General features: G+C 66.9%; 10 protein-coding genes and 2 tRNA genes. 10 read left to right on the top strand and 2 right to left on the bottom strand.

The window, feature by feature from the left end; all coding sequences use genetic code 11:
• Positions 1 to 25: 25 nt before the first annotated feature.
• Complete coding sequence (prfA, locus tag BMZ19_RS00165) at positions 26 to 1108, bottom strand: peptide chain release factor 1 (RefSeq protein WP_090305049.1); 1083 nt, start codon at positions 1106 to 1108, stop codon at positions 26 to 28.
• 58 nt (positions 1109 to 1166) lie between these two features.
• Positions 1167 to 2435, bottom strand: coding sequence for a glutamyl-tRNA reductase (gene hemA / locus BMZ19_RS00160; RefSeq protein WP_090305046.1), 1269 nt, complete (start codon positions 2433 to 2435; stop codon positions 1167 to 1169).
• Positions 2436 to 2601: 166 nt separating this feature from the next.
• On the opposite strand from hemA, the gene BMZ19_RS00155 reads away from it, so the two are divergent.
• The 10 genes from BMZ19_RS00155 (at position 2602) to BMZ19_RS00110 (ending at position 10913) form a co-directional block, all read left to right on the top strand.
• Positions 2602 to 4344 carry a tetratricopeptide repeat protein gene (locus BMZ19_RS00155; protein ID WP_244517073.1) on the top strand — a complete coding sequence of 581 codons (1743 nt, stop codon included), beginning with the start codon at positions 2602 to 2604 and terminating at the stop codon, positions 4342 to 4344.
• Positions 4341 to 4958: a lipoprotein insertase outer membrane protein LolB gene (gene lolB / locus BMZ19_RS00150; RefSeq protein WP_090305044.1), complete on the top strand. Its 618-nt coding sequence runs from the start codon at positions 4341 to 4343 to the stop codon at positions 4956 to 4958. The genes BMZ19_RS00155 and lolB overlap by 4 nt, the downstream gene beginning before the upstream one ends.
• A gap of 20 nt (positions 4959 to 4978) precedes the next feature.
• A complete protein-coding gene (gene ispE / locus BMZ19_RS00145) occupies positions 4979 to 5845 on the top strand; it encodes a 4-(cytidine 5'-diphospho)-2-C-methyl-D-erythritol kinase (protein ID WP_090305041.1) in 867 nt (288 codons plus the stop codon).
• 18 nt (positions 5846 to 5863) lie between these two features.
• A tRNA-Gln gene (locus BMZ19_RS00140) sits at positions 5864 to 5938 on the top strand.
• Between the two features lie 47 nt (positions 5939 to 5985).
• Positions 5986 to 6060, top strand: a tRNA-Gln gene (locus BMZ19_RS00135).
• Between the two features lie 96 nt (positions 6061 to 6156).
• Positions 6157 to 7098: a ribose-phosphate pyrophosphokinase gene (locus BMZ19_RS00130; RefSeq protein WP_090305038.1), complete on the top strand. Its 942-nt coding sequence runs from the start codon at positions 6157 to 6159 to the stop codon at positions 7096 to 7098.
• 106 nt (positions 7099 to 7204) lie between these two features.
• The gene (locus tag BMZ19_RS00125) at positions 7205 to 7792 is read left to right on the top strand and encodes a 50S ribosomal protein L25/general stress protein Ctc (RefSeq protein ID WP_090305035.1); all 588 of its coding nucleotides are present in this window, start codon (positions 7205 to 7207) and stop codon (positions 7790 to 7792) included.
• Positions 7793 to 7826: 34 nt separating this feature from the next.
• Positions 7827 to 8411, top strand: a complete 585-nt coding sequence (gene pth, locus BMZ19_RS00120; protein ID WP_090305032.1) for an aminoacyl-tRNA hydrolase — start codon at positions 7827 to 7829, stop codon at positions 8409 to 8411.
• 41 nt (positions 8412 to 8452) lie between these two features.
• A complete protein-coding gene (gene ychF, locus BMZ19_RS00115; protein ID WP_090305029.1) occupies positions 8453 to 9553 on the top strand; it encodes a redox-regulated ATPase YchF in 1101 nt (366 codons plus the stop codon).
• Between the two features lie 313 nt (positions 9554 to 9866).
• The gene (locus BMZ19_RS00110) at positions 9867 to 10913 is read left to right on the top strand and encodes an ornithine cyclodeaminase (protein ID WP_090305026.1); all 1047 of its coding nucleotides are present in this window, start codon (positions 9867 to 9869) and stop codon (positions 10911 to 10913) included.
• Positions 10914 to 11036 lie beyond the last annotated feature (123 nt).

Genomic DNA, 11036 nt, shown 5'->3' with positions numbered 1-11036 from the left:
CGCTCCTAGAGGCTTGCGCAGTGGCTCAGTCGCCCAGCGCCGCCAATTGGTCGGCCTGGTACTCCTGCAGCAGCGGCTCGATCACCTGCTCCACCGCGCCGCCCATGATCTCGTTCAGCGAGTACAGGGTCAGGTTGATGCGGTGGTCGGTGACCCGGCCCTGGGGGAAGTTGTAGGTGCGGATACGCTCGGAACGATCACCGGAGCCGACCAGCAGCTTGCGCGTCTCGGAGATTTCCTTGTGTGCGGCGGCGTCCTGCTGGTCCTGCAGTCGGGCTGCCAGCCAGCCCATGGCGCGGGCGCGGTTCTTGTGCTGCGAGCGTTCTTCCTGACACTCGACCACCATGCCGGTCGGCAGGTGGGTGATGCGCACCGCCGAGTCGGTCTTGTTGATGTGCTGGCCGCCGGCACCGGAGGCGCGATAGGTGTCGACACGCAGATCGGCCGGATTGATCTCGATGGCCGCCTGCTCGTCCGGCTCCGGCAGCACCGCCACGGTGCAGGCCGAGGTGTGGATGCGGCCCTGGGACTCGGTTTCCGGCACGCGCTGCACGCGGTGGGCGCCGGACTCGAACTTGAGCTTGGCGTAGACGTTGTCGCCCTCGACGCGAGCGATCACTTCCTTGTAGCCACCGTGCTCGCCCTCGCTCTCGGAGAGGATCTCGACTCGCCAGCCCTGGCGCTCGGCGTAGCGCGAGTACATGCGGAACAGGTCGCCGGAGAAGATCGCCGCCTCGTCGCCGCCGGTGCCGGCGCGGATCTCGAGGAACACGTTGCGACCGTCGTTGGGATCCTTGGGCAGCAGCATGCGCTGCAGGCGGCTCTCCAGCCCCTCGAGCTGCGCCTTGGCCGTGGTCACTTCCTCCTCGGCCATCTCGCGCAGGTCGGGGTCGCTGTCCTTGAGCAGCGCCTGGGCGCCCTCGAGGTCGCCCAGCACCTTGCGGAACTCGCGGAAGGCGGCGTTGACCGGCTCGATCTCGGCATATTCACGGGAATAGGCGCGGAACTTGGTCTGGTCGCTGATCACCTCGGCGTCGCCGAGCAGCGCGGTCAGCTCCTCGAAACGGTCCTGCAGGGTATCGAGCTTGTTCAGCAGCGAGGCTTTCATCGGTGGTTTCACCATGGCCGGCGCCACGCCGGTCAATCGGCGCGGCGCGCACGGGCGGTTAGCGGTTGTGCCCGGCCCCGTCGAGGTCGAGCAGTTCCTGGGCTACGGCCAGCGCATCGTGGCGGCCGGCGGCGGAAAACTTCTTCAGCTGCACGCTGGGCGCATGCAGCAGCTTGTTGGTCAGGCCGCGGGCCAGCTGGGCCAGCACGTCCTCGGCCGGGATGCCGTTGCCGAGCTGGCGCAGGGCCTTGGCCAGCTCCTCGTCGCGCAGCTGTTCGGCGCGCTGGCGGTAGCCGCGCAGCAGGTCGACGCTGTCGCGCTCGCGCAGGCGCGCCATGAACTCGTCGACCCCGGTCAGCACCAGCTCCTCGGCGGCGCGGGCGGCGCCCTGACGGCTGCGCAGGTTCTCGGCGATGACCTCGTGGAGGTCGTCGACGGTGTACAGGTAGACGTCGTCCAGCTCGCCGACTTCCGGCTCGATGTCGCGCGGCACGGCGATGTCGACCATGAACACCGGGCGGTGCTTGCGCTTCTTCAGCGCGCGCTCGACCGCGCCCTTGCCGAGGATCGGCAGCGGGCTGGCGGTGGAGCTGATGACGATGTCGCTGTTGACCAGTTGCTCGGGAATGTCGGCCAGCAGCACGGCCTGGCCGCCGACCTCATCGGCCAACTGGCTGGCGCGCTCGAGGGTGCGGTTGGCCACCACGATGCGGCGGATGCCCTGCTCGTGCAGGTGGCGGGCGACCAGGGTGATGGTCTCGCCGGCGCCGATCAGCAGAGCCTGGCTGCGCGGCAGCTCGCTGAAGATCTGCTTGGCCAGGCTCACCGCGGCGAAGGCCACCGATACCGGGTTCTCGCCGATGCGGGTGTCGGTGCGCACGGTCTTGGCGGTGCTGAAGGTAGCCTGGAACAGCCGGCCGAGCAGCGGGCCGAGGGTGCCGGCCTCGCGGGCGCTGGCGTAGGCGTCCTTCATTTGGCCGAGAATCTGCGGCTCGCCGAGGATCATCGAGTCCAGCCCGCAGGCCACGCGCATCATGTGACGCACGGCCTCGTTGTCCTCGTGGATGTAGGCACAGGCACGCAGTTCGTCGAGGTTAAGGCCGTGGTAGCCGGCCAGCCAGGCGAGGATCGCCTCGGCCTGCGCCTCGTCCAGCGCCAGGTACAGCTCGCTGCGGTTGCAGGTGGAGAGGATCGCCGCCTCGCGGCATGGCGTCACCCGGCACAGCTGCTGCAGGGCCTCGACCAGCTGCTCGGGGCCGAAAGCCACGCGCTCGCGGACCGCCACGGATGCGGTTTTATGGTTGATGCCGAGGGCGAGAAAAGCCATGCGGGGATGCTGAGGTGGCCTGGAAGCCGACAATTGTCCTACTTAGGCCGGTGCAGGACAACTGCCTGGCGTAGCCGGCCCCCTCGCCCGGACGATGACACCCGGCAAGCATGGGATTGACGGGGCGCTTGTGTCATGATTGGCCGACTTGCCGGTGAGCCCGCCTATGCCTGCCATAAACAAATCCTTCGCGCTGTTGAGTGCCCTCGCCTTGCTGGGCGGTTGCCAGATTCTGCCCTCTGCCCGCACCGATGCTGCGCAGCCGGAGGCCGAGACCGCCACCCCACCCAGCGCTGCCGTTGCCGCCGTCCCCAGCGCCTCGTTCAGCCCGGACACCCTGTACAGCCTGCTGGTCGCCGAACTGGCCGGGCAGCGTGACCGCTTCGATATCGCCCTGGCCAACTACGTCGAGCAGGCCCACGCCACCGGCGACCCGGCGGTGGCCGAGCGCGCCTTCCGCATCGCCGAGTACCTGGGCGCCGACGAGGCCGCCCTGGAAACCGCCCTGCTGTGGGCCGACAGCGCCGAGGACAACCTCGACGCCCAGCGCGTCGCCGCCATCCAGCTGGCCCGCGCCGGGCGCCACGACCAAGCCATGCTGTATATGGAGCAGGTACTGCAGGCCAAGGGCGACACCCACTTCGACTTCCTCGCCCTGACCGCCGCGCAGACCGACCCGGAAACCCGCGCCGGTCTGCGCCAGAGTTTCGACCGCCTGCTCGAGCGCTACCCGGACAACGCCCAGCTGGTGTTCGGCCGCGCCGTGCTGCTGCAGCAGGACGGCCGCCGCGAGGAAGCCCTGGCCAGCCTCGAGGCCCACCCGGCCGGCAGCCGCGAGGTCGCCCCGCTGCTGCTGCGCGCCCGCCTGCTGCGCTCGCTGGATCGCAACGAGGAAGCCCTGTCCCTGCTCAAGGCCGGGCTGCGCCAACACCCCGACGACAAGCGCCTGCGCCTGACCTACGCCCGCCAGCTGCTGGAAGACCAGCAACTGGACGCCGCCCGCAAGCAGTTCATCGAGCTGCTGCAGCGCTTTCCCGAAGACGACGACCTGCGCCTGTCGCTGGCCCTGGTCAGCATCGAGGCCAAGGCCTGGGACGAGGCGCGCCCCCTCCTCGAGGAGCTGATCGAGCGCGACAGTCATGTCGACGCCGCACACTTCAACCTCGGCCGCATCGCCGAGCAGCAAAACGACAGCCGCCGCGCCCTGGGCGACTACGCCGAGGTCGGCCCGGGCAACGATTACCTGCCGGCACAGGTGCGCCGCACCGAGCTGTTGGTCAAGGCCGGGCGCAGTGCCGAGGCCGAGCGCCTGTTGGCCGGCGCCCGCGACAGCCAGCCCGACTATGCCCTGCAGCTGTACCTGATCGAGATCGAGAGCCTGTCCAAGCAGCAGCGCTACGATGCCGCCTGGCAGCGCATCAGCGAGGCCCTCGAGCAGTTCCCAGAAGATCTCAACCTGACCTACACCCGCGCCATGCTCGCCGAGAAGCGCGGTGACCTGGCCGGCCTGGAGCGGGACCTGCGCTTCATCATCGAGCGCGAACCGGACAACGCCATGGCGCTCAACGCCCTCGGCTACACGCTGGCCGACCGCACCACGCGCTATGCCGAGGCCCGGGAACTGATTGCCAAGGCCTACGAACTCAATCCCGACGACCCGGCGATCCTCGACAGCCTGGGCTGGGTCAACTACCGCCTGGGCAACCTGCCCGAGGCAGAGAAACTGCTACGCCAGGCTCTCAAGCGCATGCCCGACCATGAAGTCGCCGCCCATCTGGGCGAAGTGCTGTGGGTCAGCGGCCAGCAGGACGCGGCGCGCAAGGTCTGGCGCCAGGCGCTGACCGACACGCCGGACAGCAGCGTGCTGCAGGAAACTCTCAAGCGCCTAACCGGCAAGGTGCAGCCGTGAACCTGCGCAGCCTGCTGTTGCTCGCCGGCCTGCTGCTGCTCGCCGGTTGCGCCGGCCTCGGCCCGCGCGAGGATCTCGGCGGCCAGGGTGAAGCCGCCAGCTGGCGCAGCCACAAGGCCCAGGTCGCCGCCATCGACGGCTGGCAGATCAGCGGCAAGGTCGGCATCCGCGCCCCGCAGGACTCCGGCAGCGGCACGCTGTTCTGGCTGCAGCGCCGCGACTACTACGACATCCGCCTGTCCGGCCCGCTCGGTCGCGGCGCCGCCCGCCTGACCGGCCGCGAGGGCGACATCCAGCTCGAGGTGGCCAATCAGGGGCGCTACCAGGCCGAATCCCCCGAGGCGCTGCTCGAAGAACAGCTCGGCTGGCGCCTGCCGGTCTCGCACCTGCTGTGGTGGGTGCGCGGCCTGCCCGCCCCCACCAGCAAGAGCCGGGTGACCCTGGATGCCGACAGCCACCTGTCGCAGCTCGATCAGGACGGCTGGCGGGTCGAATACGCCAACTACCGCCTGCAGCATGGCTACTGGCTGCCCGAGCGGCTCAAGCTGTTCGGGCAGAACATCGACATCACCCTGGTGATCAAGGAATGGCAGCCCCGCCGCCTCGGTCTCTGATTTTTTTTGCCCTGAATCCCATGCACGAAGCCACCCTGATCCTGCCGGCCCCGGCCAAGCTCAACCTGTTCCTGCACATCCTCGGCCGCCGCCCCGACGGTTACCACGAGCTGCAGACGGTGTTCCAGTTCCTCGACCACGGCGACGAGCTGGGCTTTCGCCTGCGCGACGACGGCGAGATCCGCCTGCACACGGCGATCGCCGGCGTGCCCCACGACAGCAACCTGATCGTGCGCGCTGCGCGGCGCCTGCAGCAGGAGTCCGCCACCCGCCTGGGCGCCGATATCTGGCTGGACAAGCGCCTGCCCATGGGCGGCGGCATCGGCGGCGGCAGCTCGGACGCCGCCACCACCCTGCTCGGCCTCAACCACCTGTGGCGGCTCGGCTTCGGCCTCGAGCGCCTCGCCGCCCTCGGCCTGGAGCTGGGCGCCGATGTGCCGGTGTTCGTCCGCGGCCGGGCGGCGTTCGCCGGCGGCGTCGGCGAACAGCTCGTCCCGGTCACCCTCGAGGAGCCCTGGTTTCTCGTCGCCGTACCGCAAGTGTCTGTCAGCACAGCAGAAATTTTCTGCGCCCCGGAGTTGACACGCGACACCCCGGCCATTAGAGTTTGCGGCCTTCCCGAAGGGGGCGGTCATAACGACTGCCAGCCGGTGGTCGAGCAGCGTTACCCAGAAGTACGTAACGCCTTGAACTTGCTGAACAAATTTGTTCCCGCAAGAATGACCGGCACCGGAGCTTGTGTGTTTGGGAGCTTCCCAAACCGCGACGATGCTGATAAAGTCTCGCGCCAGCTTCCGGCCACTCTGCCAAGCTTCGTAGCTCAGGGACGCAACATCTCGATGTTGCATCGCAAGCTCGAAACACTGGTACAGGAAGTGAGTGCATAGCACTCGGTTATACGATACAGGGGCGTCGCCAAGCGGTAAGGCAGCAGGTTTTGATCCTGCCATGCGTTGGTTCGAATCCAGCCGCCCCTGCCATAACCTCTCGAGGTTCGTTTGTTTTTTCCGCATTCATTTTACGCGACAGGGGCGTCGCCAAGCGGTAAGGCAGCAGGTTTTGATCCTGCCATGCGTTGGTTCGAATCCAGCCGCCCCTGCCATATTCTCGAAAAACCTTTGTGGTTTTGCGGTACACCCGCGAGCTCACAAAGGTTTTTTGTTCATCCAGGTCCACCCTCAGCCGGCAGGTACTGCGCGTGTCCAAGATGATGGTCTTCACGGGGAACGCCAACCCCGATCTCGCCCGCCGTGTCGTGCGTCAATTGCATATTCCCCTCGGTGACGTTTCCGTCGGCAAGTTCTCCGACGGCGAAATCAGCGTGGAAATCAACGAGAACGTCCGCGGTAAGGACGTCTTCCTGATCCAGCCGACCTGCGCACCGACCAACGACAACCTGATGGAACTGGTGGTGATGGCCGACGCCTTCCGCCGCTCTTCCGCCAGCCGCATCACCGCGGTCATCCCCTACTTCGGCTATGCCCGTCAGGATCGCCGCCCGCGCTCCGCTCGCGTGGCCATCACCGCCAAGGTAGTGGCCGACATGCTGACCGTGGTCGGCATCGACCGCGTGCTCACCGTCGATCTGCACGCCGACCAGATCCAGGGCTTCTTCGACATGCCGGTAGACAACATCTACGGCTCGCCGGTGCTGGTCGACGACATCGAGGATCAGCGCTTCGAGAACCTGATGATCGTCTCCCCGGACATCGGCGGCGTGGTGCGTGCGCGCGCCGTGGCCAAGAGCCTGGGTGTCGACCTGGCGATCATCGACAAGCGCCGGCCGAAAGCCAACCAGTCCGAGGTGATGCACATCATCGGCGACGTGGAAGGCCGTACCTGCATCCTGGTCGACGACATGGTGGATACCGCCGGCACCCTGTGCCATGCCGCCACCGCGCTGAAGAAGCACGGCGCCGCCAAGGTCTACGCCTACTGCACCCACCCGGTGCTGTCCGGCCGCGCCATCGAGAACATCGAGAACTCGGTGCTCGACGAGCTGGTGGTGACCAATACCATTCCGCTGTCCGCTGCCGCCCAGGCCTGCGAGCGCATCCGTCAGCTGGACATCGGTCCGGTCGTCGCCGAAGCCGTACGTCGCATCAGCAACGAAGAATCCATCAGCGCCATGTTCCGCTAAGGAACGGGCGCCGATACAACCGCTCCGCCTTTGCGCGGAGCCTTAGCCAACCGCCCGAACGCTGGTCGCAAGCGTGTCGGGCGTGTTGTCACCCTGGAGAAATACCATGACCAATTTTGCCCTGAATGCCGAAGCGCGTTCCGACCTGGGGAAAGGTGCGAGCCGCCGCCTGCGTCGTAACGCCAGCCTGGTTCCCGCCGTGATCTACGGTGGCGACAAGGCTCCGCTGTCCGTCAGCCTGGTGGCCAAGGACTTCGCCAAGCTGCTGGAAAACGAAGCTTCCTACAGCCACGTGCTGAGCCTGAACGTCGACGGCACCGTTGAAACCGTGCTGATCAAGGCCCTGCAGCGTCACCCGGCCAAGGGCTTCGTCCTGCACGCCGACTTCATCCGCGCCGTGGCCGACCACAAGCTGACCACCAGCGTACCGCTGCACTTCATCAACGCCGAAACCGCCGATGCCGTGAAGCTGCAGGGTGGCGAAATCTCCCACACCATGTCCGAAGTGGAAGTTTCCTGCCTGCCGAAGGATCTGCCGGAATTCATCGAAGTCGACCTGGCCAAGGTGGCCATCGGCCAGACCGTACACCTGTCCGACCTGACCGTTCCGGCCGGCGTCGAGCTGGTGGCCCTGGCCCACGGCAACGACCTGGCCGTCGCCAACATCCACGCTTCCCGCGTGCAAGGCGAATAAGTCACTCGTTGACTGAACCAAGAGAGCCCCTGTCGTGACTGCCATCCAACTGATCGTCGGTCTGGGTAACCCCGGCCCCGAATACGAACAGAGCCGGCATAACGCAGGGGCTCTTTTCGTCGAGCGCCTGGCCCGCCATCAGGGCGTCAGCCTGAGCGCCGAGCGCAAGTACTTCGGCCTGGTCGGCAAGTTCAGCCATCAGGGCCGCGACGTTCGTCTGCTCATCCCCACCACCTACATGAACCGCAGCGGCCAGTCCGTGGCGGCGCTGGCGAATTTCTTCCGCATTCCGCCGGCGGCCATCCTGGTGGCCCACGACGAACTCGACATGCCTCCCGGTACCGCCAAGCTCAAGGTGGGCGGCGGCCATGGCGGGCACAACGGGCTCCGGGACATCATCGCCCAGCTCGGCAACCAGAATTCCTTCCATCGCCTGCGGCTCGGCATCGGCCACCCAGGCGACAAGAACCTCGTCTCCGGCTTCGTCCTCGGCCGGGCTCCGCGCAGCGAACAGGAAAAGCTCGAGGCAAGCATCGACTTCGCCCTCGACGTGCTGCCGGAAATGCTCGCCGGCGACTGGACCAAGGCCATGCACAAACTGCACAGCCAGAAAGCCTGAGCCATCTCCACGATCGAACTCATCTCCGCGAGGGATACACCATGGGATTCAACTGCGGCATCGTCGGCCTGCCCAACGTCGGCAAGTCCACCCTGTTCAACGCCCTGACCAAATCCGGCATCGCCGCGGAGAACTTCCCGTTCTGCACCATCGAGCCGAACAGCGGCATCGTGCCGATGCCCGATGCGCGCCTCGAGGCCCTGGCCGAGATCGTCAAGCCCGAGCGCGTGCTGCCGACCACCATGGAGTTCGTCGACATCGCCGGCCTGGTCGCCGGCGCCTCCAAGGGTGAAGGCCTGGGCAACAAGTTCCTCGCCAACATCCGCGAGACCGACGCCATCGCCCACGTGGTGCGCTGCTTCGAGGACGACAACGTGATCCACGTGTCCAACTCGGTCGATCCCAAGCGCGACATCGAGATCATCGACCTCGAGCTGATCTTCGCCGACCTCGACAGCTGCGAGAAGCAGCTGCAGAAGGTCACCCGCAACGCCAAGGGTGGTGACAAGGAAGCCCTGGCGCAGAAGGCGATCCTCGAACAACTGATCCCGCACTTCACCGAAGGCAAGCCGGCCCGCACCCTGATGAAGAACATGGGCAGCGACGAGAAGGCGCTGATCCGCGGCTTCCACCTGCTCACCAGCAAGCCGGTGATGTACATCGCCAACGTCGCCGAAGACGGCTTCGACAACAACCCGCTCCTCGACGTGGTCAAGGCCATCGCCGAGGAAGAAGGCGCCCTGGTGGTGCCGGTGTGCAACAAGATCGAGGCGGAAATCGCCGAGCTGGAAGACGGCGAGGAGAAGGACATGTTCCTCGAGTCGCTCGGCCTGGAAGAACCGGGTCTCAACCGGGTGATCCGCGCCGGCTACCAGCTGCTCAACCTGCAGACCTACTTCACCGCCGGGGTGAAGGAAGTGCGCGCCTGGACCGTCAAGGTCGGCGCCACCGCGCCGCAGGCCGCCGCGGTGATCCACACCGACTTCGAGAAAGGCTTCATCCGCGCCGAAGTCATCGCCTATGACGACTTCATCCAGTACAAGGGCGAAGCCGGCGCCAAGGAAGCCGGCAAGTGGCGCCTGGAAGGCAAGGAGTACATCGTCAAGGACGGCGACGTGATGCACTTCCGCTTCAACGTCTAAGCCTTACCGCTCCTCCCGACAAGCCCCGCCCAGTGCGGGGCTTGTGCTTTCCGGGGCGGCCAGCCCGCCCCCACTCCCCTCTTGCCCCTCCTCGGTTGTCCTCGCCCCGGCCACAGCAGAATCGGCTGCCAAGCCTCCCCTTTCAGCTTTCCAGGCTGGGCGGCAGCCGCGGATCAGCCGGGATTGTCGCCGGCGCGAGCCCACAATAGCGGCATCGCCAGACGCGCACATGCCGCCTGGCCAACGCGCCAAGACAGGGCGCCACGCTCATCGCCAGTGGCCGCCCGAGCCGATAGCCAAGAGGAACAACAAGATGACCCGCTATATCGACGTCAACGACCTGAGCCACCTGGTGGCCCGCCAGGGCCTGACCACCTGCCTGGCCGAGATGACCGAATACCTGCGCCAGGACTACCTGCGCTGGGCGGAGTTCGAGAAATGCGCACGCCTGGCCAACCACTCGGCCGACGGCGTGATCGAGCTGATGCCGGTATCCGATGCCTCGCTGTACTCGTTCAAGTACGTCAACGGCCACCCGAAGAACACCCGCGCCGGCCTGCTCACCGTGATGGCCTTCGGCGCCCTCGGCGACGTCGCCACCGGCAAGCCGGTGCTGCTCAGCGAACTGACCCTGACCACCGCCCTGCGCACCGCCGCCACCTCGGTGCTGGCCGCCAGCGTGCTGGCGCGCAAGGGCTCGCGCAGCATGGCGCTGATCGGCAACGGCTCGCAGAGCGAGTTCCAGGCCATCGCCTTCCACAGCATCCTCGGCATCGACGAGATCCGCCTGTTCGACGTCGACCCGCAAGCCACCCGCAAGCTGGCGCGCAACCTGGCCGGCTTCCCGGGCATCAAGGTGATCATCGCCAACTCCACCATGGAGGCGGTGCGCGGCGCCGACATCGTCACCACGGTGACCGCCGACAAGACCAACGCCACCATCCTCACCCCGGAGATGATCGAGCCGGGCATGCACCTCAACGGCGTCGGCGGCGACTGCCCGGGCAAGACCGAGCTGCACCGCGACATCGTCGAGGCGGCCAACGTGTTCGTCGAGTACGAGCCGCAGAGCCGCATCGAGGGCGAGATCCAGCAGCTGCCGGCCGGCTCGCCGACCACCGAGCTGTGGCAAGTGCTCAGCGGCGCCGCGGCCGGCCGCCGCAGCGACGCGGAAGTCACCCTGTTCGACTCGGTGGGCTTCGCCCTCGAGGACTACTCGGCCATGCGCTACGTGCGCGACGTCGCCGAGCGCCTGGACATCGGCAGCCTGATCGAGCTTGTGCCCAGCCCGCGCGACCCGAAGAACCTGTTCGCCCTGCTCGCCGAAGGCGCCGAACAGCCGCTGCTCAAGCGCGCCTGATTCCTCCCGCGTCCAAACCGAACGCCCCGCGCCGCCATGGCACGGGGCGTTTTGCTGTTTCTTGCCACGAGCTGCCGGCAAGCCGTCGCCCTACAAACCTGAAGCCACGCACCTCCTGCCAGC

Origin of the sequence: Pseudomonas linyingensis, assembly GCF_900109175.1 — a bacterium.
Lineage (GTDB): Bacteria > Pseudomonadota > Gammaproteobacteria > Pseudomonadales > Pseudomonadaceae > Geopseudomonas > Geopseudomonas linyingensis.
The sequence above is the reverse complement of the archived record's forward strand: the minus strand, read 5'-3'. Positions and strand labels throughout refer to the sequence as shown.